22 protein-coding genes are annotated in these 22,047 nt (G+C 37.4%); all 22 read left to right on the top strand.

Annotated features, from left to right (window positions below):
- Positions 1 to 64: 64 nt before the first annotated feature.
- The 22 genes from ACPLVF_RS10580 to rlmH all read left to right on the top strand — a co-directional run bounded on the left by ACPLVF_RS10580 (position 65) and on the right by rlmH (position 21,956).
- Positions 65 to 331 carry a DUF3467 domain-containing protein gene (locus ACPLVF_RS10580; RefSeq protein WP_424907799.1) on the top strand — a complete coding sequence of 89 codons (267 nt, stop codon included), beginning with the start codon at positions 65 to 67 and terminating at the stop codon, positions 329 to 331.
- A gap of 26 nt (positions 332 to 357) precedes the next feature.
- A complete protein-coding gene (locus tag ACPLVF_RS10575; RefSeq protein ID WP_424907798.1) occupies positions 358 to 762 on the top strand; it encodes a hypothetical protein in 405 nt (134 codons plus the stop codon).
- On the top strand, positions 731 to 1,000 hold the full coding sequence (locus ACPLVF_RS10570; protein ID WP_424907797.1) for a hypothetical protein: 270 nt from the start codon (positions 731 to 733) through the stop codon (positions 998 to 1,000). The genes ACPLVF_RS10575 and ACPLVF_RS10570 overlap by 32 nt, the downstream gene beginning before the upstream one ends.
- 520 nt (positions 1,001 to 1,520) lie before the next feature.
- Positions 1,521 to 1,691 carry an SHOCT domain-containing protein gene (locus ACPLVF_RS10565; protein WP_424907796.1) on the top strand — a complete coding sequence of 57 codons (171 nt, stop codon included), beginning with the start codon at positions 1,521 to 1,523 and terminating at the stop codon, positions 1,689 to 1,691.
- A 13-nt stretch (positions 1,692 to 1,704) separates the two neighbouring features.
- The gene (locus ACPLVF_RS10560) at positions 1,705 to 1,989 is read left to right on the top strand and encodes an SHOCT domain-containing protein (RefSeq protein WP_424907795.1); all 285 of its coding nucleotides are present in this window, start codon (positions 1,705 to 1,707) and stop codon (positions 1,987 to 1,989) included.
- 139 nt (positions 1,990 to 2,128) lie between these two features.
- Positions 2,129 to 2,551 carry a DUF6917 domain-containing protein gene (locus ACPLVF_RS10555; protein ID WP_424907794.1) on the top strand — a complete coding sequence of 141 codons (423 nt, stop codon included), beginning with the start codon at positions 2,129 to 2,131 and terminating at the stop codon, positions 2,549 to 2,551.
- 50 nt (positions 2,552 to 2,601) lie between these two features.
- Positions 2,602 to 4,068 carry a hypothetical protein gene (locus ACPLVF_RS10550; RefSeq protein ID WP_424907793.1) on the top strand — a complete coding sequence of 489 codons (1,467 nt, stop codon included), beginning with the start codon at positions 2,602 to 2,604 and terminating at the stop codon, positions 4,066 to 4,068.
- 23 nt (positions 4,069 to 4,091) lie between these two features.
- A complete protein-coding gene (locus ACPLVF_RS10545) occupies positions 4,092 to 5,906 on the top strand; it encodes a cobalamin B12-binding domain-containing protein (protein WP_424907792.1) in 1,815 nt (604 codons plus the stop codon).
- Positions 5,907 to 6,019: 113 nt separating this feature from the next.
- Positions 6,020 to 7,519 (top strand): M1 family metallopeptidase, encoded by a 1,500-nt coding sequence (locus tag ACPLVF_RS10540; protein WP_424907791.1) that lies wholly within the window; start codon positions 6,020 to 6,022, stop codon positions 7,517 to 7,519.
- A gap of 26 nt (positions 7,520 to 7,545) precedes the next feature.
- Positions 7,546 to 8,412: a DMT family transporter gene (locus ACPLVF_RS10535; protein ID WP_424907800.1), complete on the top strand. Its 867-nt coding sequence runs from the start codon at positions 7,546 to 7,548 to the stop codon at positions 8,410 to 8,412.
- Between the two features lie 95 nt (positions 8,413 to 8,507).
- Positions 8,508 to 9,860, top strand: a complete 1,353-nt coding sequence (locus ACPLVF_RS10530; protein WP_424907790.1) for a peptidoglycan DD-metalloendopeptidase family protein — start codon at positions 8,508 to 8,510, stop codon at positions 9,858 to 9,860.
- Between the two features lie 70 nt (positions 9,861 to 9,930).
- A complete protein-coding gene (gene dapB, locus ACPLVF_RS10525; protein ID WP_424907789.1) occupies positions 9,931 to 10,680 on the top strand; it encodes a 4-hydroxy-tetrahydrodipicolinate reductase in 750 nt (249 codons plus the stop codon).
- A 73-nt stretch (positions 10,681 to 10,753) separates the two neighbouring features.
- Complete coding sequence (yycF, locus tag ACPLVF_RS10520) at positions 10,754 to 11,440, top strand: response regulator YycF (RefSeq protein WP_424907788.1); 687 nt, start codon at positions 10,754 to 10,756, stop codon at positions 11,438 to 11,440.
- Between the two features lie 16 nt (positions 11,441 to 11,456).
- Positions 11,457 to 13,214, top strand: coding sequence for a two-component system histidine kinase PnpS (gene pnpS, locus ACPLVF_RS10515; RefSeq protein WP_424907787.1), 1,758 nt, complete (start codon positions 11,457 to 11,459; stop codon positions 13,212 to 13,214).
- Positions 13,215 to 13,298: 84 nt separating this feature from the next.
- Positions 13,299 to 13,691, top strand: coding sequence for a hypothetical protein (locus tag ACPLVF_RS10510; RefSeq protein ID WP_424907786.1), 393 nt, complete (start codon positions 13,299 to 13,301; stop codon positions 13,689 to 13,691).
- A 14-nt stretch (positions 13,692 to 13,705) separates the two neighbouring features.
- The gene (yycH, locus tag ACPLVF_RS10505) at positions 13,706 to 15,004 is read left to right on the top strand and encodes a two-component system activity regulator YycH (protein WP_424907785.1); all 1,299 of its coding nucleotides are present in this window, start codon (positions 13,706 to 13,708) and stop codon (positions 15,002 to 15,004) included.
- A complete protein-coding gene (gene yycI, locus ACPLVF_RS10500; protein WP_424907784.1) occupies positions 15,004 to 15,732 on the top strand; it encodes a two-component system regulatory protein YycI in 729 nt (242 codons plus the stop codon). Before yycH ends, yycI begins: the two co-directional genes overlap by 1 nt.
- A gap of 111 nt (positions 15,733 to 15,843) precedes the next feature.
- Entirely contained in the window at positions 15,844 to 17,160 is a 1,317-nt protein-coding gene (gene larA, locus ACPLVF_RS10495; RefSeq protein WP_424907783.1) for a nickel-dependent lactate racemase, read from the top strand.
- 29 nt (positions 17,161 to 17,189) lie between these two features.
- Complete coding sequence (locus ACPLVF_RS10490; RefSeq protein ID WP_424907782.1) at positions 17,190 to 18,320, top strand: DUF362 domain-containing protein; 1,131 nt, start codon at positions 17,190 to 17,192, stop codon at positions 18,318 to 18,320.
- Positions 18,321 to 18,344: 24 nt separating this feature from the next.
- Positions 18,345 to 19,427 carry a S1C family serine protease gene (locus ACPLVF_RS10485; protein WP_424907781.1) on the top strand — a complete coding sequence of 361 codons (1,083 nt, stop codon included), beginning with the start codon at positions 18,345 to 18,347 and terminating at the stop codon, positions 19,425 to 19,427.
- A 46-nt stretch (positions 19,428 to 19,473) separates the two neighbouring features.
- Positions 19,474 to 21,480 carry a molybdopterin-containing oxidoreductase family protein gene (locus ACPLVF_RS10480; RefSeq protein ID WP_424907780.1) on the top strand — a complete coding sequence of 669 codons (2,007 nt, stop codon included), beginning with the start codon at positions 19,474 to 19,476 and terminating at the stop codon, positions 21,478 to 21,480.
- Positions 21,477 to 21,956: a 23S rRNA (pseudouridine(1915)-N(3))-methyltransferase RlmH gene (gene rlmH, locus ACPLVF_RS10475; RefSeq protein ID WP_424907779.1), complete on the top strand. Its 480-nt coding sequence runs from the start codon at positions 21,477 to 21,479 to the stop codon at positions 21,954 to 21,956. Before ACPLVF_RS10480 ends, rlmH begins: the two co-directional genes overlap by 4 nt.
- The last annotated feature ends 91 nt before the right edge of the window (positions 21,957 to 22,047 follow it).

The raw sequence follows: 22,047 nt of genomic DNA, 5'->3' as shown, positions 1-22,047 counted from the left end.
ATCAAGAACCTAAAAAAGGTTCTGTGATAATTTCTAAAACATATTATACGAGGAGAATAAAACAATGGAAGAAGTCAAGAGGATTCCAATATATTATTGCAATGTTGTTCAAGTAGAAGCGGGAGCTTTTGATTTTGAGTTTAAATTGGGTATTAAGAAGAAAAGAAATGTTCCTCTTGGTGAAGATGATTTTGACTTTGAAGTTATAATGAGCCCTCAGCATGCAAAAATGTTTTTAAAAGTCTTAAGTGAGGTAGTTGATAATTATGAAAAAAACTTTGGAGTTATTAATGTTGACTTTGTAGGTAAAGATAATTCAAGTAATGTATAAAATCAAACAAAAAGGGTAAGATAATCATGGAGAGGAAAGCGGAGCCAATCGTATTTACAACAACTGATCCATTAGGTAGAAAAGTATTATTAAAGAGGGATACATGGTTATCGCATATAAGAGCAAAGCATGGAGAAGATATCATTACAGAGGAGACAATTAAAAAAAATATAGAAGATCCTATTTATATAACTCAAAATCTCAAACCAGCATATGATGGTAGTAAGGAACTTGTAATTGATTCACGTAGACAAGATTATTGGGATGTTGTGCCGGGAAATGAACATTTTTTCTTATTGAAAACAATAGTTGAATTTGAAACTGAGAATGAGGGAAAAGTTGTAACAACTTATTTGCTAACCAAGATGAAGGAAATGAGGACGACGGGGGGAATTATATATGATAGAAAACAAAACAAGAGTACCAACTGACTCATTAAAATATATCTATAATAAAGAATATGACATATTAGACGTTTTTATTGAGAGGGTCTCTCCGTCGTTTGCTGAAGAAAATTATTACGGCATATATACTTATTACGATAGAAAAACTGGGGAGGTAATTGGATTTTCTATAATGGACTATAAGAAAAGAGACAAGGAATTTATAAAAGAATATTTGCCATTTAATATTGATTTCAAATATATAGACGAAAACATTGTAAGTTAATCAAAAGAGTAGCGTTGTTCAATCGCAAACTAAAATTTTTGGGAATAAGAGTGTAGCCTCTTTTCTGATAGAATTGAATTGAAATGTGTCTTATTTAGTAGGTTTTCAACGGGATGTAAAAGAGGTTATTAAGACAGGTGGTTACATCCTTATAGACATTGGTGTTTTAACTCATCAGAATATGAAATTGATGAAAGTAAAGTTAAAAAAAGATAAGGCCCCACATTTTCTACATAAACCTCCTAAGTAGGAACTGAGGACTTCGAATTTGCAGGGCCCTATTCGTCTTTTATATATCCCCAGCTTCCCAAGCCGAGGGTCGCGGGTTCGAATCCCGTTTTCCGCTCCAAAGAAAATAAGGGTTCTGGCGTTCAGTATCGATGCCAGGACCTTTTTTTTGGTGCCATTTTGGTGCCTTAAAAATTCACAAAAAAATCACAAATAAAGGAGAAAAACTCACATAATTATTAAAAATAAATGTTAAAGTGTATATAGTTAAACAAAGGAGGTACAGCCTTTTATGATGTGTATTTTGCTGTTCTTATTGATCGGTTTCTTTTTATTAAATTCAAAAGGACTATTCGATAAGTCGGAAAAAAATGGCGCTCTTGCTGTATTAAATGAAAAATATGCAAAAGGCGAGATAACCGACGAAGAGTACGAAAAAAGGAAAAAATTATTAGGCTTATAAGGAGGGATTTCTCATGTGGAGAGGATACGGATGCGGATTTTTTGGGTATGGTCCTAATTTCATAGGAAGAGGCGGTTTTGATTTATTCCCTTACTGGTATATAATGGTGGGTATAAAGGTGGTTGTAGGCTTAATAGTACTTTTTGCAGCAATTTATGTGGCAAAACTATTAATTAACAAGACCTATACCAGAAATATTTCGGGAAAAGCTTTGGAAATTTTAAACGAAAGGTATGCCAAAGGGGAAATTGAAGAACAAGAGTATATTAATAAAAAGAAAAAAATATTGGGATATTAAATATTAAAAGGGATAAATATTAAGAGAGAGGCTAAAAGCCTCTTTTTTTTTTAGAAAAACTATTTCTAAGCAGGAATTTTTAATTTTATAGAGAATACAATATAATAGAAAGACTCATCATTGATGAGGAGGACAAATAATGAAAGATCCTTATAAAGAAGGGATGTTTAAAAAGAACCCATATGCCAAAAAAAGGCCTGTAAAAGGGGTCATCAAAGTAGTGTTAGATGGAGTTTATGAAGAAAGGGGATTAAATCTCATTGTTCAACCTTCAAGGTGTTTGTTAAAAAACGAAATTCATGAATTAATACTAACTACTGAAGAAGCAAAACCTGGCGATAAGGTAAACAAAATTGCATATTTAGGTTTTTTTGAAGTGACTGAAGGTTCTGTTGTTGTCTTTCAGGATCCTGTCAAAATTGGAGGTAAAAAAGTAGGAGTTATTGCAGGATTTGATGAGACTCATTCTCCTAACCATTACAATATTGTAGTAAAGGGGGATGAACTTATATCGGGGAAGGATAGATTAATAGAACTTGATATGGAAGTGGAAATAGGATAAAAAACTTTTTTTAAGAAAAAATATAAAAAAATTTTAAAGGAGGATTTAATATGCCTAAATTTAAAAAGAAGTTTGAAATGTACCGTTATCTTCAAATGAATATCCCGAATATTTATGCCGAAGCAAGAAAAGCTGCAGATGAAATAGGAATTCCAGCGGAACTGCGTGGAAAATTTGGACTAACTGGTGCAATTTCGGGTTGCCCATCGCCTCTTACAAAAAAGGTCAGAGAAGCCTTAGACAAAGGAAGCACAGAGGTAATACCCCTTGCAAAACTTGTAGATGAAATAAGAGCGTTAATAAAAGACGTCTATGGTGATGAGTATGATGCAGCACCTATAAACACCTGTGAAGCAGGACTTTGGGTTACATTTGATGTGCTTTTCACACCGCCCATGCAGGGAAGAGGAGATAACTATTTAGCAAGGTACATTATACCTTATGAAAAACACCTGCACCATCACGGCGGATATGGGAGGCCTTTCCCGCCAAAATTCAAGGATATATTTGCTGATAGGGGCTGCACAGCAGGGGAGCTTGGTTTTTACGGCAAAAGGCAGAACAACTTAAGCGAATACATCGTACCGCTTATAGGAGCCGATTATTCCGTTCATGGAATAAAATATCATCCTGTAATATTATTAACCAAAGTAGATCCTGAAGCCTCTGCAAAGAAAATAAAGGTAGTTGCAGAAAGACATGCAACAATGCTTTCGGGTATAACTTCCTTAGGATATGATACCCCCGGATACGGTTATGGAGTAAAAGACGCTGACGGCACGCCTGTGCTTCAAAAGAGGCTCGCAGAAATAGCTCATGAATACGATGTGCCTTATGTAATAGACAACGCTTGGGGTGTGCCCTTCATAGGACACGATATAAGAAAGAGCGGTGCAGATGTGGTGATTTACAGCATGGATAAAGCCAGTGAATCAACCACAGCAGGTTTAATAATTGGTAAAGAAGATGTGATGGTTCAAATAAGAAGGGCATTAGGATACCACGGCGATAGGTACGGTACGACAGCCTCTTACGGGAAAGCAGCCTATGTAACCAACGATCCGGGTAAGGAAGCACTGCTCGGCATGATTGCTGCATTAAAAGAACTAAGAGATAATCCAGAGGAACTAACAAAGCCAGTGGATGATCTGTATGAAGTTGTAGTAGAAGAATTCGAACAAATCCATCCCAAGATCAAAAAGGGACTGATTATAACAAAGTCGTATAACAGCAGGGCAGTTGAAGTAAACTACGAAAATACTTGGACGAAAGACGAATTTGGTCTTCCTATTTTCTCAATAGAAGATATGTATGCAGGTACAAATATATTCCAAAGCGGTGTTTCTCAAATGGGTGTAATACCTACTGTAGCTTATGATGCGAACATTTTCATTTCGCCAGGTCTTGGAACCACAGATGAAAATGGTCAATTAATCAAAGATAATGCAAGATATGCTGTAAGGGCTTTAGTAAAGTTAATGGAGATTGTTGCAAAATACAGCGGATATCTCGATTAAATTTTTAAAAGGGGTTATATATTATGGCTGGAGTAAAAAGGAAAGTCCTTCTTGCTCCGCTTGACCCCGTCCATGATATTGGTCTTAAAGTGATTAAAAGGGGGTTGGAGAATGCAGGGCATGAAACTATTCTCCTTCCCCCTGACCTTACTCAAGAGGAAGTTATAAAGGCAATAATTGAAAACGATGTGGATGTTGTATTGATAAGCAGGACGCTGGGTTACGGAGTAGCGGAGATACTTGCACGATTTATAGATTTAGCTGAGGCTGCAGGTATTAGAGATAGGGTAAAAATAGGAATCGGCGGAATGGCTATAAAACCTGAGATTGCAGCCGAACTCGGCTTTGATGCGGGATTTGGCCCGGGTACTACAGTAGAGGAAGCTATTGCCTTCGTAGAAGGAAGGGAATACGTACCTATAAACTATACTAAGGAGAAGGAAAAAGTCGATATCACAAAGGGGTATAAATATACATTCAAAAACAAAGCCATAGAAAACCTGCTTTTAAAAATTACGGATGGAATTTTAGATTATGTAAAGGACTTATCTTCTCCTGGTGTTAAAAGGGCTGAAATAAGGGAAAAAATCCTTGACGAGGAAGATGAAACAAAGAAAAATATTCTGCGCAAAGAATATGCAGCTTACTGTGATGAATTAATAAAGGCCTTTTATGAAAAGGGCAGTATAAAAAGTAAAACCCGGTTTTTAACGAAAGAAGAAATAATATCATTGGATGAATACGTTAAGAGAACCAATGAAAACATAGATATTGCAAAGCTGCAGCATGTAAAAGGCAATCCGGTGGTATTTACTCAGTACGGTACCGGCTGCCCCTTTATGGACATAGCCCATATAAAAGTTTGTGAAGGGTGGGGAGCAGACGGTGTAGTGCATTTCGACCCTTCATGGGGAGCCAGGGCAGAAGGGTTTTACGAAGGTTATATTACTCACGAGGAAGATGGTTCTGTTATTACTTATGAAAATTTAAGAAAGATAAAGGACTCTCTTTTGCCGTACACCCTTTGGCAGGTAAGGGCGCATAGAGGATTAAATACACCCGAAACCGTACTTTTGGCTGGCAAACTCGGTGCCGACCTCACAAAAATAAATATTGCTTACGGTTCCTTAGGAGGGGGTACCGATCCCGAAAGATTGACGGTTGATGCGGTAGCAGCAATAAAGTATGCGGCAAGATTTAACATGCCCTTTGACGTTGTAACCAATGAGGAACTCTGCGGAGTACCTGCGTATAAAGCTTTTGCAGGCATGCTTATAACAGTGATGCTCGGGATAAGGCTGGGTGCAAAACCCATTCTTCAACCCTTGTTCTGCTATTCTCCCGAGGTAATGATAAACGGAAGGATGGAAAATAACTATGTAGATTTCAATGCAGCAAAGATAATGGCATTAAGGGAGATCATAGATGCCCCCATTTGGTGTGGTGCTCCAATTGGATTCCTTACACAAACTGAAGATAGGGTTCAATCATCTTTAAGCACTGCTCTTCACGCTTCACTTGCTTCTTCCCTCGGTGTGGATGCTATAACCATTGCTTCTGCTGATGAGGCGTATTCAGGAGGGCCCATTTCCGCTGCCTCAAGAGTAGATACCTTAAGAGCTGTACAATCGGCTTTCAGATTTTTTGGTAGTTCTTCAATTTCACCTACTGAAAATGCTTCAAAATGGGCAAAAGAATTGGTTGAAGGCATTGAAAAGGTCCTTTACCAAGTCTCGGTTTCGGAAAGTTTTGTTCAAGCATTGTACGATGGTGTGCTGGGGAGCAAGGAAGATGGTGCTTACCCGGGCAGAGCAGGGCGCAACACAACCTTTCGGTAGAAAATACCGAAAGGTTTTTGTATTTATATACGAAATTTTAAAGGAATAAGGCAATATATGGGGAATATAATTAAGTACGATAAATTTTTAATATTTTGATAGGAGAGGTTTTGATGAAAAGAAGGTTTTGCTTTTTTGTTGCAGTACTTTTATTTTTATCCTTTGCTGTTTTATCTTTATATGGGTTTTATTTTTCGAAACACTTAAAACAAAAACCATTGCCTTTTATAAAAGATGCCACGAGGTACGAATTAGAAGGCGAATTTTTTCCTGAAAAAAGGGTTTTTTCTGGGAAAGAAATAGTGTATTATAAGAATAACGAAAAGGATCCATTAAAGGAGCTTTTTTTCCACGTTTATCCCAATGCCTTTAGTGCAGAAGAAACAGCTCCTTTTACTGCTGATGAAATGAGTCTTGCGTATCCTGAGGGTTTTTCAAAAGGTGGAATAACAATTAAAAAGGTTGCTGAAGACAATACCCCCCTTATTTTTAAAGTAGAAGGTACACTTTTAAATGTGAGCTTAAAAAGAGAGTTAAAGCCTGGTGATGAGATTAAGCTTTCTATAGAATTCGAAGTATTGCTCCCAAAAAGCCCGGGGCGTTTTGGATATTACAAGAGGACGTATAATTTCGGGAATTGGTACCCCATACTTTGCGTTTATGATGAAAAAGGTTGGCACAAGGACCCTTACTACAAAATTGGCGACCCCTTTTACAGCGATATAGCCTTTTATAAGTTTATCCTTTATGCACCGCCGGATTACAAAATAGCCTCTACAGGCAGAATAATTGAAAAAAAAGAGGAGAATCACAGGACAAAATGGGTTATCGAGAGTGGCCCTGTGCGTGATTTTGCCTTTATTTTAAGCAGGGAATTTGAGATGTTAAAAGGAAATGTAGGGGAAACTGAGGTTATTTCCTATTATTTTAAAGATGACAGAGAAAGCGGAGCAAAAGCATTAGAAATCGGCAAAAAGGCCATAAAATATTTTAGCGAAATCTTTGGGCCTTATATTTACGATACATATTCCGTTGTAGCTGCAGATTTTTATATGGGAGGTATGGAGTATCCCAATCTGGTATTAATTGACAGGAATCTTTATAAAAATAAAGACAATCTTTTATTAGAATATGTGGTTGTCCACGAAACCGCCCATCAATGGTGGTACGGGATTGTGGGAAATGATGAGGTAAATGAGCCTTGGCTTGACGAAGCATTGGCTGAATACTCCACTGTGAACTATTTTGAAAAATACTATGGGAAAAGGCAGGGTACGGAAATTTACGAAAACTTTATTTTAAATCCCTACAAATTCTACGAATTATCAAGAAAGACCGGTCCTATCCTTCGTCCTTTGAATGAATTTATAGATTGGAAGGAATACGATGCTGCGGTTTATAAAAAAGGCGCTATAATGCTTAAAGAGCTTGAAAAGAGGATAAGCAAACAAAAATTTATAAATGTTTTAAAAAATTACTACAAACAAAACCAACTAAAAAATGCCACGACAGAGGATTTTATTAAAGCAGTAAACGGTACATCGGGGACTGATTTTAGGGGCTTAATTTATCAAATGTTGAAGGAAGAGGGGGAATTAAAACAGGCTGCTTAAAAATATTGAATTTTTAAAAAGGGGGTATCCTTCTGAATAAAGAAAGCAAAAAAGGGCTTTTACTTGCAATTTTAGGCACGGTTTTTTTCAGCACAAGCCCTATATTTACCCGTATGGTTCACGATATCCCTTCTCAGGAAATTGCATTTTTCAGGATGTTTCTTGGGTCCCTTTTTATTTTTATCACTGCAAAAATATACAAAACAAATTTAAAACTTGCAAAGGATGATGTATTGAAATTTACAGCTTACGGCATTATTACGGCGCTCCACTTCCTTTTTTATATCAAATCGGTGATGTACACGACAATTGCTCACTCCCTTAGCCTTGTTTACACAGCACCCATTATGATTACCCTGCTTTCGGGAATTATATTAAAAGAAAAAATTCCAAAAAAGAAATACATTGGTATATTTGTGGTGATTTTAGGAATCATAGTGCTTGCGGGATTTGAACCGCTACTTACAAAAAAGATGATATTGGGAGATGTTTTTGCCCTTCTATCCGCCCTTTGTCTTGCTCTTTATTCTTTAGCGGGAAGAAGGGAAAGGGACAGCTATCCTCTTTTAAAATACGTATTTTGGGTTTACTTTATTTCGGCTATTTTTTTATTTATCCTTTCAGCAAAAAATTTTATATTACCAATGAATTTCAACCAGTGGCTACCTTTGATACTCCTCGGATTACTTCCAACTACCTTGGGGCACACCCTTTACAATGCAGGCATACGCTATATACATCCTACTTATGCAAACCTTATTTCTACTCAAGAAGTCACCGGAGGTATAATTTTAGGAATAATTTTGTTGAAGGAGATCCCTTCACTTAATTCAATAATAGGAATAATCATCATGTTTTTAGGCCTTTACTCAGTCCTTTCGGATGTAAAATAAAAAATTTGATTTAGAAGGAAAAATATGATATATGTAGAATTAAATATTACAATTACATTAAATTTTTGTTACATTTTTGAGAAAGGAGTGGGGGGATGAGGTTAGGGCTCCCTTCCGGGTGGAAAGGCAAAAAACCAATTTTTTTTATAGCACCCTTTATAATTTTGATGTTTGTTTTATTGGCATTGCTTAAAAGTGGTTCTTACATAGTTACGTGTAATGGGAAAGAATTAGGTGGTGTAAAAGATAAAGGAGTTTTAGAAAAGGCAAAGCAAAAACTCACCGATAAATACAAAGAAAAGTACGGCAGCGATATCATCATCGAAGGTGATTTTAATTTCTTACCTCTGAGAAGGGAAAATATCCAATTTTTGAATGAAGAGGAATTGGCTTTAAAGATAGAAAAAAACGCAAGTATAAAAGCAAAGGCTGTAGCAATTAATATAAACGGTAAAGATGTTGCCTTTGCAAAAAATAAAGAAACAGCACAGAAGGTTCTTGAGGATGTAAAGCGATATTACATAGATTCAGCACCTGGTGATTTGATAAAAATAGAATCCTTGGATGCAGTTAAATTAGAAGAGAAGGCGGTAGATGTAAAGAGTATATTGGGCGAAAAGGAATTAAAACAACTTTTGATCAATGGAACCCCTGAATTAAAAGAATATAAAGTTGCCCAGGGAGATACCCTTTGGGCGATTGCAAAGAAAAACAACCTTTCGATAGAAAAGCTTATTGATGCAAACCCCCACCTTAAATCTGCAGACCGCCTTTCGCCCGGAGATATAATTTACTTAGAAGAAAGGAAACCTTTATTGAACTTTACCGTTGTTAAGAAAATAACATATCAAAAGGCTATACCTTACGATACGATAGTAGAAAAAGATGATTCCATGTGGAGATGGGATCAGAAGGTCAAAACGGAAGGTAAAGAAGGTTTAAAGGAATTAGCTTCTCAAGTTACCTTTAAAAACGGTGTAAAGATAGATGAACAGATTTTAGGAGAAAAGATAATAAAGCAGCCTGTAACAAGGGTTGTTGTTAGAGGCACAAAAAATCAGGTCGCCTTCCGTGGAAGTGGAAGATTTCTATGGCCGCTGACGGGGAATATTACTTCTCCCTTTGGCAAAAGAGGTCGTGACTACCATGAGGGCATTGACATAGGTTCATCTTATGGTACTCCCGTTAGGGCTTCAAACAGCGGGGTAGTGGTTTTTAGCGGCAGAAACGGTGCATATGGTAACCTTGTTATAATAGACCACGGCGGAGGAATTCAGACCTATTATGCCCATTTGAGCTCCATCCTTGTTTCGGAAGGTCAAAAGGTAGAAAAGGGTAGTATTGTAGGAAGAGTGGGAAGCACCGGAAGAACCACAGGTCCCCATCTTCATTTTGAAGTAAGGGTAAACGGTGTGCCCAAAAATCCGATAACATATCTTAACAAATAAGAAGAGAGTAGGCAGGGAAAATCCCTGCTTTTATTTTGGAAAGTGTTTAAAAAAAAAGAGGAGGAATAAAATGCTTAAAGCTGTTGTAATAGGACCGAGAGGAAAGATGGGAAGGCTTATAGTTAAATCCCTTTACGAGAGGAAAAATGCTCAAATAGTAGGGGCGGTTGCGCCGAAAGGAGCAGACTATGTTGGGAAGGATGTGGGGCTCTTATGCGGGTTGGGCAAAGAGATAAATGTGAAGGTGACGGATGACATAGAAAGTGTGATAGAACAATGCAACTCTATTATAGATTTTACCTTTCCTGCAGTTTCCTTAGAGGTACTAAAACACGCTGTATCGCATAAAAAGGCTTTAGTGTGCGGAACCACAGGTTTTAAAAGAGAAGAAAAGGAGGAGTTTATAAAAGCTTCCCAAGAGATACCCATAGTTTTTGCGGGGAATACTTCACTTTTGATAAATCACGTTTATAAAGTATTGGAGTATCTTGCCCAAAATGTTGGGAATTACGCTGACATTGATATAATAGAGATGCACGAACGCTTCAAAAAGGATGCACCCAGTGGGACTTCCCTTGAAATGAGGGAGGTTTTGAAAAAAGCACTTCCAGATAAAAATGTAAATATTCACTCCATCAGAGGAGGAGACGTGCCCAGCACCCATAAAATAATTTTTAATTTATTAGGCGAAAGGTTGGAAATTACCCATCATGCTACCAACTTCCAATGTTTTGCCGATGGAGCAGTACAGGCTGCAGAATATTTGCTTTCAAAGAAAAACGGTTTTTATACAATGAAAGAAGTTTTCGGTATATCCTAATGCTTAATAAGAAATAAAGATTGGAAGGGAAATCGGTTTGAGTGGCGAATATATTTTTAAAGAGGTGGTGGTATTGAAAAACAAGATTTTGGTAGTAGATGACGAAAAGCCCATCGTTGATATATTAAAATATAACTTGACTAAAGAAGGATACGAGGTTGTTGCGGCTTTTGACGGGGATGAAGCTGTAGAAATGGCTTTTGCTGAAAAACCAGATCTTATCTTACTCGACATAATGCTTCCTAAAAAGGATGGCTTTACCGTTTGCAAAATAATTAGGGAAAAAATTTCTTGCCCCATAATTATGCTGACTGCAAAAGGTGAAGAAGTGGATAAGGTGTTGGGTTTAGAATTGGGGGCTGATGATTACGTCACAAAGCCTTTCAGCATGAGAGAACTTCTTGCAAGGGTTAAAGCAAACCTAAGAAGGATAAATTTAAACAGTGAATCAAATTCCCAAAAGGTTATAAGAACTCGGGATTTAGAAATAGATCTTACCAGCTTTCAAGTAAGAAAAAAGGGAGAAACTGTTGAGCTTACCTTTAGAGAATTTGAACTTTTAAAGTTTTTGGCTACGCAGCCGGGGGTTGTCTTTACAAGAGAAAAACTGCTGGAAGAGGTATGGGGTTACGAATACTACGGGGACGTGAGGACGGTTGATGTAACCATAAGGCGTTTGAGAGAGAAAATAGAGGATGACCCCTCTGATCCCAAATACATAATAACAAAAAGGGGCATAGGTTATTATTTTGCAAAATAAAAATGGGGGATCCCGTTTGCTTAAAAGCATTCAAACGAAACTGGTAATTATATATATCCTCTTAATACTCCTCGCTATGGAGTTTGTAGGGGTTTATCTTTTGCAATCTTTGGAGAAGTACCATATAAAAAACTTTTCGACTTACCTAAACGGACAGGCACAGATAATTTCTAACCTTCTTTCGAGGTATTTAAGGGAAGAAAAAAAAATAGAAGAGATTCAAGTGATTGTGAAAGATTATATAAAACAAATTTCTCCTACTGTAGAATGCATGCTGGTTCTTGATGATAAATCTACTGTAATTGCTTCAACTAATGAGGAATTATACCCGAGGGGTAAAAAGGTACTTCAACCTGAATTGGTAAAAGCGTCCTTTGGCCAGGTAGGAGAAGAAATTAGAATGGATTCAACTAAAGGGACAAGGTACGAATATTTAGCTTATCCAATAAAGGATAACAACCGCGTATTAGGAATTGTATACCTAATTTCTCCAATGGAAAGTATTTACGACACTTTAAATGAAATTAAGACCATCCTTTTTACTGCTACGCTAATAGCCCTACTTATTACAGGGTTTTTGGGTTATTCCCTTTCAAAAACGATTACTGGCCCCATTCAGGAAGTTACCAATAAAGCTGCACTCTTAGCAGAAGGCAATTTTGACCAGAAAATTGAGGTAAAGTCTAAGGACGAAATCGGGAAGCTCACGGAGATGTTTAATTTCCTTGCAGGGAGATTGAAAGAAACCTTAGAGCAGATATCTGAAGAAAAAAACAAGATGGAAGCTATCTTCAAAAATATGGCAGATGGAGTTATAGCCCTTGACAAGGATGGAGAAGTAATTTATGTTAATCCTGCCGCCTTTAGGTTGCTTGAGATAGAAGAGGAAAATTCTTATGAAACCTTAGGTCAAAGATTAAGAGAAGACCTTAAGCTAAATTTAAAAAATGAAATGGAAGCACAAAAGGATTTAATGGTAAAAATAAACAACTCTATACTAAAGGTTATAATAGCTCCAATGAAAAGAGAGGATAAGAGCGCAGGTTTTATTCTCATCCTTCACGATATAACTAAAGAACAAAAACTGGAAGAAATGCGCAGGGAATTTGTGGCCAATGTTTCACATGAGCTGAGGACACCTTTGACAACAATAAAAAGTTATACAGAAACACTACTTGACGGAGCCTTAAAGGATGACCAGGTTTCATGGCAATTTTTGAATGTCATTAATGAAGAGGCTGACAGGATGACCCGTATTGTAAACGATCTGTTAGAACTTTCAAGACTTGATAATAAAGAGGTGCGCTTTAACAAAAGTGCCATAAATTTAGCCTATGTTTTGAGCTCGGCTGTTTCGAAGATGAGGGTAAATGCGGATAAAAAAGGCGTAAAACTCTTTTGGGAAATAAAGGAAGATGCGCCTCTTTGCTTTGCCGATTCGGATAAAATGGAGCAGGTATTTCAAAATATCCTTTCAAATGCCATAAAATATACGCCGAGTGGAGGAAGTATTACGGTAAGGCTATGGGACGAAGATAATTACGTCTTTACTTCAGTTAAAGACACCGGCATAGGCATACCAAAAGAGGATTTGCCTCGTATTTTTGAGAGGTTTTATAGGGTGGATAAGACAAGGAGCAGGGAATTCGGAGGTACAGGCCTTGGGCTTTCCATAGCAAAGGAAATTGTTAAGGCCCATGAAGGTGAAATTGAAATAAAAAGTGAAGTGGGGAAGGGTACAGAGGTAATCGTGAAGATCCCCGCAATTGTGTAATTTAAAATTAACTTTTGTGTAATATAAATGTAATAAAAAAGGATTAAACTAAAAACAGAAATATATATAAAAGGGTGTTATTTTATGAAGAGATTCGGGATGATTTTAGCCCTAAGCCTGTTCATTCTATTACTTCTGTTTACCACCACTGCGTTGGCGGAGGAGAATTTTATCATCTTTAAACCTACTGAAGATTCAACTTCAGAAAAAATTCTGCCTATATCAGGGCAAACTGAACCCGACTCAGTTGTTGTGATTTATTTAAATGGAGAAAAGAAAGAAGTTATATCGGTTGGTGCATCGGGAATTTTTGCTACACAGCTTGAGCTCGAAGAAGGGATAAACAAAATCGTCTTTAAAGTTACCTTTCCTTCAGGAGTTACAAAAACCTTTTCCAAAAAAGTTCTTCTAATTAATGAAGAACAAATGAGTGCCAATATCCTGCAATTGATAAAAGCAATATTAATACTGAAGTAAAAGGCGGTGCTTATGTGAAGAAAGACGGGTTTAATTTTATTGTTCTCCTTCTTCTTGTATGCACCAGCCTTTTTCTTTCTTATATGACCTGGTCCCAAATCTCCTACGGTCCCGTTAAAAAAAGCTTCGAGCTTATCGAAAATAAACCTGTGAACATAGAAGAATTTTTAAAGCCGGGGAAAATTATAGTGAACTTTGGACAAAATGTACATACGGTGTTGAATCCTGCAAGCCCATTTCTTGACGAAGCCTGGGGATATTTAAAAGGCCTTTTAGAAAAAAGCAGTCCCTTAAACCCGGCAGTTTCTACCTCTAATTATGATGCTATGACACAAAAAAGAGGAATGGAATTCGTATTTGATGTTCCTCTTCCTTATTCTTCTGTAAAGAGTTTATTGAATATTAAATCTGATTCGGCATCTATAAAAGAAGAACAGAGAATTTCTTCAGTGGTAATTTCGGAAGAGGATGGACTTTCAGTTTTTTTAAAGGGTGAGTCAGGGGAATTTTTTAAAATTGCAAATACAAAGGACTATGCCGAATTTATTGCACTTTTAAAAAAAATGAAGGACAGCAGGGCACCTTTATATACCCTTCTTCCAAAGACCAACCTTTATATAAAAGTTGCAAAAGATATTTATATTTCTCTCGAAAATCAGGAACTTCCCGTATACAGGGTAAAAGATGTCAAAAATAGTTATCAAAACATTGCTCCCAAGTTTTTTCCTGATTTTACCATAGCAAGAAGGATAGAGGAAAAAGATGGAGCTGTCATTTTTACCGATGGCACGAGGGGCCTTAGAATATTTCCTCGGGGTATTATAGAATATACAAGACCCCTTTTTAAAGAGCAAAAGTCGAAAATCAATTTTCAGGAAGCCCTTACGACAGCTGTTAATTTTATAGCAACACATGGTGGATTTCCAAAAAGTGCTTATCTTCATTCTTTTAAGATAAACAACCAGGCCATTACCTTTGTGCTAAGGGAAAGACTGAATGGTCTTCCTTTAATTAAGGCAAAGGATTATATTGTGGTTACTGTTGAGGATAATCAAGTGACCTACTATTATAGGTGGTTTACTGAGGGTGAAAAAATTGAAGAAAGATTAACCCCTATTTCCCCTATAAAGGCAATTGACACAGTGGTGAGCTTAGGAAAAATCAAAGAAATAGACGATTTATACCTAGGCTATGCGGAAAAGGATAATTCATATATCCCTATTTGGGTCTTAAAAAGCGATAAAGGAGAATTTTACGTAGATGCAGCAGAAGCAGCGGAAATAACCTTAAAACCAGTCGGAGATGATTTTTGATGGATTGGAAAAAAGCAGTAACCATTTTGATAGCATCATTTTTTTTGTTAAACGTTTTTATGGTGGCTAATCTTTACCTTAGAGATGTGTATAATAAAAAAATTACCAGTTTGAATACATCACAAGAGGTTTTAAAGTTTCTAAAAGAAAAGGGGATAACTGTAAAGGAAAAATTTCCTACAAAGGGGATAGAAACTTTCTGGCTTGAAGTCATGCCTGTAGAAAAGATAATAATAGAAGATTATAATCAGGAAATCAGCCGCGATTTTAAAAATATTGATTTGGACAAGGCCAAAAGGACTGCAGAAAAATTTATATTAGATAAAATAGGAATGCCTTCTAATGCATGTTTTTTTAAGGCGGTTTTTGATGATTTAAATGAGGAATATGATGTAGTGTATATTCAAGAATACAAAAATTTTCCGATTTTTAACAGCTTTATTAAGGTGAGGATTTTAGAGAGCGGTAAAATTATCCTTGAAAAAAACTGGTTAGAAATAGAAGGTTTCAAGGGTAAAAAAAGGGAAGTGATTCTCCCCGTGGTGGCTTTGCTCAAGGTTGCTGAATTGAAAGGGCAGGACAATCCTATAGCGGTAAGCAGTATAAAGCAGGGATATTATGCAAAACCTGTTAATGCGGAAAAGTGGCAGATCCCTCCGGTTTGGAGGATAGAGCTGGAAGATGGAGAAACCTTTTACATAAACGGTTATACAGGGGAAGCGGAATAAAAATTAATTTTTAAGCACCAAAAGGTGCTTTTTTATTTTGCGTTTTGGTAAATTTTTAATATAATAGTAGAAAAATATAAAATAAAAAAAATTAAAAAAAGGGGAGTTTTTATGGGAAGCAGGGCCTTAAGCCTGCCTTACGGCAGAGGTATGATGGAATTTACAATAGGAGAGGAAAACGTTTTAAGAATAATTGATGGAGGAAATTTCAGTGCCGCTTTGGATGAAGAGGAAGAGATAAAAAAAGCCCTGTCAAATCCTATCAATTCCAAACCAATGAGGGAAATGCTAAAAAAGGGCATGAGGGTAGTGATTATAGCCAGCGATATAACGAGGGTTGCAAAAAATGATGTGGTGGTACCTTTAATAATTGATGAATTAAACCAAATAGGCATACCCGACGAAGACATTACTGTAATAACAGCTACGGGAACCCATAGAAAGCATGAAGAAAAAGAGCTTAAGATGTTGTTTGGAAGGGCATACGGAAAGGTCGATATAATAGATCACGATGCTAAAGATGAAGAAGACCTTGTATATATAGGCAAGACAAAACGAGGAACCGAAGTGTATATCAATAAAAGAGTTTTTAATGCTGATTTTATCATTTTAACGGGGGCAATAAGTTATCACTTTATGGCCGGTTTTAGCGGGGGACGAAAAAGCATATGCCCTGGCGTTTCGGGCTATAAGACTATACAGATGAACCACAAGCTCATGTTGAATTCCGATGAGGAAAAAGGTGGTATCAATCCCAATGTGGGTCATGGGAGGCTGAAAGATAATCCCATTGCAGAGGACATGGATGAGATTTGCGATAAAATAAAACCCGATTTTCTTGTAAACGTAATATTGGATGACAGAGGTAACCTTTTAAAAGTGGTCTGCGGTGATTACAAAGAGGCTTTTTTAGAGGGATGCAGCTTTGCAACTTCATTTTTCAGTGTTTCATTGCCCGCTAAGGCAGATGCTTTGATACTTTCTTGCGGAGGGTTTCCTAAGGATATAGATTTTTACCAGGCCACAAAAGCCATAGAAAATTGGTTGAAAGCTGTAAGAGATGGTGGCTATATTGTTCTAACAGCAGAATGCCCTGACGGCATTGGCCATGAAGGATTTTATGAAATCATTACTCGCTACAGAACGCGAAAGGAAAGGGAACGGGTCCTTAGAGAGGAATTTACTATAGCAAGGGCAGTAGGATATATCTTGACTTTGGGATTGGAAAAAACAAAAATATTGCTGGTTTCTTCTATGGATGAGAATTTGGTCAGGGAAATGGGATTGATACCCATTAAGGATTTAAATAATGCTATCAATTATTTAAAAGACAACTTTAAGCCTGACTTTAAGTCCTATATTGTTCCCCATGCTTCGACAATTGTTCCTTTTTTGGAAAATGATGAAGAAATATTTCCCGGGAAATAAAATTTTGTATTAAATGGGAGGGAAATTTTTTGAAGAGCATTGTCTATTTCGCCGATGCACGCGCAAAAGAGTACGACTATAAATACAGTTTTGTGGCAAAATTTGAGGAAATTTTAAATCGTATAGATTTCAGCTCCTTTATAAAAAAAGATGATTATGTGGCTATAAAAACCCATTTTGGCTCTTACGGAGCCCACAGGATAGTAAGGCCACTGTTTTTAAGAAAAATAGTTGAAAGGGTCAAAAATGTAGGGGGATTGCCTTTTGTTACGGATACTGTGAGGATACCTGGACTTGAATACTTAGAAGTTGCCAACATGGAAGGTATAAACCACCTTTCCGTAGGGGCTCCCGTAATTCTTGCCGACGGCATTTTCGGGAAGGACCAAATAAGGGTAAAATCCGGCTCCATCCTAAAAGATGTGGGGGTTGCCTCTGCAATATACTACGCTCCTGCTATGATAGTGGTTTCCCACTGCAAAGGTCATATAGGATCAGGTTATGGCGGTGCGATAAAAAATCTCGGAATGGGGGGAATAAGCTGCAAAGACCACTGCGGAAGGGCAGAAAGGGGCAGGATACACTTTTACGAAGGCAAGCATTTGCATTGGTTAAAGGAAAAATGTATAAAGTGCTTAAGCTGTGTTAATGTATGCCCCCACAAGGCGTTGAGATTTGAGGGGGACGAACTAATTATAGAGAAATCTCTGTGCGCAAAATGTGCAAGGTGTGCGAGGGTTTGCAAAGAAAAAGCATTAGAGGTGCCGATAGATGATTTTACATTTCAAAAGGGCCTTGCAGAAGCAGCCTATGCGGTAATTTCTACTTTTGAAAAAGGCAGGATATTATACATAAATTTTATTACCGAAGTACAGCCAGAGTGCGACTGCATGCCTATGGCGGATACACCTATCGTCCAGGATCAGGGTGTGCTGGTTTCCTTTGACATAGTCGCTGTTGAACAAGCCTCCCTTGATATTATAAACAACTCGGAACCCCTCCCACAATCAAAGGCTTCGGATAAAAATATCAAAAAAGGAGAAAATATTTTAAGAAAAGTCACAGGCAAAGATGCCCAGATACAAATTGATGCAGCCTTTGAACTCGGTTTAGGGAACAAGGATTACGAACTGATAGAAATTAAGGAAAAAAGAGACTAATATTTTAAGGGAGGGGCAAAAAGAATGATAAAAAATATTAGGGCCTTTATTGCAGTCGTACTCATAAGTGCCTTGATAGGGGCGCTTTCCGCCACTTTCGTAACAACAAAGATAATTTATGGAGAAAGGCAAAAGCCTGTAGAGCCACCAGAAAAAACACAGACTTTTACCGTAAAAGAAGCCCCCATTCCTGATATAGCAAGAGAAATTACCCCTGCAGTGGTGGGAGTTGTTACTATTTATATAGATTATGACTTCTTTTTCAGAAGGGTCGAGAGTCAATCCATAGGGTCAGGGATTATCGTTGATAAAAACGGGTATATTCTGACAAATGCTCATGTGGTAGAAGGCTCTAATAGGATAATGGTTTACCTTTACGATGGAAGAAAATTCAAGGCAAAAAAAATTTATGAGGACGGGGAACTGGACTTGGCGGTTATTAAAATTGATGCAGACAATCTGACAGCGGCAAGACTCGGAGATTCTGACAAGGTGGTAGTGGGGGACAGGGCCATTGCAATAGGAAACCCCTTAGGACTTACCCTTCAAAGGACAGTGACAGCAGGGATTATAAGTGCCTTAAACAGGACGATAGCTGTTGGAACACAAAAAAGCATGACTCTTATACAGGATCTCATTCAAACCGATGCCTCTATAAACCCGGGAAATAGCGGAGGCCCTTTGCTTAACGGAAAAGGGGAAGTTATCGGGATAAATACTGTTAAGGCCACAGAAGCGGAAGCCATAGGTTTTGCTATCCCTATAAACATTGCAAAACCAATCATAAATAAAATAATTGAAAAAGGCGGGTTTGAAAAGCCCTACATTGGTGTTGAATGTATTGATAGAGAAATGGCAAGGCTTTTTAATATAGATGTTCCTGTAGATGGGGGTATTTACATCGTAAAGGTCCATAAAGACAGCCCCGCCCAAAAAGCAGGAATAAGGCAGGGAGATATAGTATTAAATATAAATGGAGAAAAGCTGACTAAGGTTTCCCAAATGAGGAAAGTGTTGTATACCTTAGAACCCGGACAGAAGGTGAAAATCGTCCTTATGAGGGGGAATGACAAAATCACTACAGAGGTAATAATCGGGAAGGAGTAGTAAAAAGAGGACGATTTGAGTTAAAAAATGGGGAGAGGAGAATAAAATGAAAATTTTTAAAACAGGCTGTCCAAGGGACTGCCTTGGATGCTGTAGCTTAATAGCCTATGTAGATGACGAAGGAAAACTCTTTAAGGTTGAAGGCGATGGCGAACACCCATGGACGCAAGGTTTTACGTGCATTAAAGCAAGAAGTTACCCAGAAATTGTATACAATGAAAAGAGGTTAAAAAAGCCTTTCATCAAAAAGAATGGAGATTTTAAAGAGGCCTCTTGGGATTACGCCTTAGATGTAATATGCGAAAAAATACAGAAGGTGATAAAAGACTATGGGAATCTTTCCATTCTTCATGAATCTTCGGGAGGATCGGAAGCTCTTACCAAAAATATAGATAGGGGTTTTTTTAACGCATTGGGTGGTGTTACCGTAACATCAGGGTCGCTTTGCTGGGGAGCGGGCATAGCCGCACAAAACTACGACTTTGGGGGGCTTTTGGACAATGATCTAACGGAAATCGAAAATGCTGCGACCATAGTTTTATGGGGAAGAAATATACTTTCTACCCAGCCCAATGCATATTATTTTGTAAAAAAGGCAGTTGAAAAAGGCTCAAAATTGGCTGTAATAAATCCTTTCAATACCGGTCTTGAAAAAATGGCAAGTTTAGTAATTAGGCCAAAACCCGGCACTGATGCGGCTTTAGCATTAGGAGCTGCAAGCTATATCGTAGAAAAGGGGATTTGGGATTTTGACTATGTGGATAAATTCTGTCACGGTTTTGAAGAGTTTAAAGAAATTTTAAAAGATTATTCCTTACAGAAAGTTGAGAATATATGCGGTGTTTCAAAGGAGCAAATAGTAAAACTTGCGAACCTTTATGCTGAAAATAAACCGGTTACTACATTATTGGGATTTGGCCTGCAGAGGTACAGGGGTGGAGGAAATACTATAAGGGCAATAGATGCCCTCGCAGCTTTAACCGGCAACATAGGGAAAAGCGGTGCAGGAGTTTCCTACGGCAGTGATATTTTCTGGGACAAGTTTTCCCATATTCTATTTGAAAAGGAAGTAAAGTATAAGAGATATTTTAACAAAACAGCCCTTGCAAGGGATATATTGAATGCTGACAACCCTCCCGTAAAACTTGCGGTAATAAATAGGGCGAATGTGGTTGCCAATACCCCTAATACTGCCCTTATTAAAAAAGCGTTAAACAGCATTGACACGGTAGTTGTCATAGAACTTTTCATGACCGATACGGCAAAAGAGGCGGATATTGTCCTCCCCTGCACCACCTTCTTTGAAGAAGAAAACGTAAAGTTTAATTCATGGAGTCCTTATATTTACTACTGCCCTAAAATAGTAGAACCCCTTTACGATGTGCGCTCAGATGAAGAAATTTTCCTTGAACTTGCAAAAAGGTTAGGATTAAAACCCTTTGAAGGTTTAACAAAAGATAATCTTTTAGAATGGGCGGTAAAACCCCTTCAAAGCATAGGAGTTAGCCTTAAAGATTTAAAAGAAAAAGGATTCATAAGAAATCCTTTGGCGCCTAAAATAGCTTGGAAGGATGGAAAATTTAGAACACCAAGTGGAAAATATGAATTTTATTCTTTGAAGGCAGAAAAGGATGGGCTTTCGCCTACACCTGTTTATATAAGCCCGTATGCTGAAAACAAAGATTATCCCTATCACCTTATTTCCATGCACTCAAGATTCAGAATACATACTCAATTTCAGCACGCCGAAACCATTGAGAAATTAAACCCCTACCCAAAAGTCTTCATACACCCCGAAGAAGCGTCAAAAAAAGGCATATGTGAAGGCGAGAAGGTAGAAATATTCAACGAAAAGGGGAGAATATTTGCCCGCGCTTTTTTTGAAGAAAACATGAGAAGGGATATTTTAATGGTAGAATCGGGTTGGGAAAGCCAAAGCGGAGGCAATGTCAATCTTATTATTGAAGAAAATATAACGCAAATGGGTAACAGCGCGGCTTTATACGATGCAAAAGCAGACATAAGAAAAATTGTCGCGGGGGATGGAAATTGAATATAAATATAGTTGCGGTAGGCAAGGTAAAGGAAAAATTTTTAAAAGATGGGATAAAGGAGTATGAAAAAAGGCTAATTCCTTATTGCAGATTAAATATCATTGAGGTAATGGAGGAAATTGCTCCAGCGGAAGTTACCCATGGAGAAAGAGAAGCAATTTTAAAAAAAGAAGGAGAAAGGATTTTAAAAATATTAAAGCCTCAAAGCTTTAAAGTAGTCCTTTCAATAGAAGGGGAAAGATTCACGTCGGAATCCATGGCGGAAAAAATAGAAAAACTTATGCTTTCAGGAATTTCCGATTTTTCCTTTATAATAGGCGGGTCTCTCGGGCTTTCCGATGAAGTCAAAAAAAGTGCCGACCTTATTCTCTCCTTCTCTGATTTTACTTTTCCTCATCAGCTGGTGAGGCTTATTTTGTTGGAACAGATTTACAGGTGGATTAAGATTATCAAAAAAGAGCCGTATCATAAGTGAAAATTATGCAGCTTTAATAGCAAAAAACAAGGAGGATACAACAGTTGAAGATAGTTATGCAAAAGAGTATAATTTTAATTAGGTGATGATA

It is taken from the genome of Thermovenabulum sp. (assembly GCF_049701175.1).
Taxonomy (GTDB): domain Bacteria; phylum Bacillota; class Thermosediminibacteria; order Thermosediminibacterales; family Thermosediminibacteraceae; genus Thermovenabulum.
Note: the sequence above shows the minus strand (reverse complement) of the source record. Positions and strands in the feature narration are given on the sequence as shown.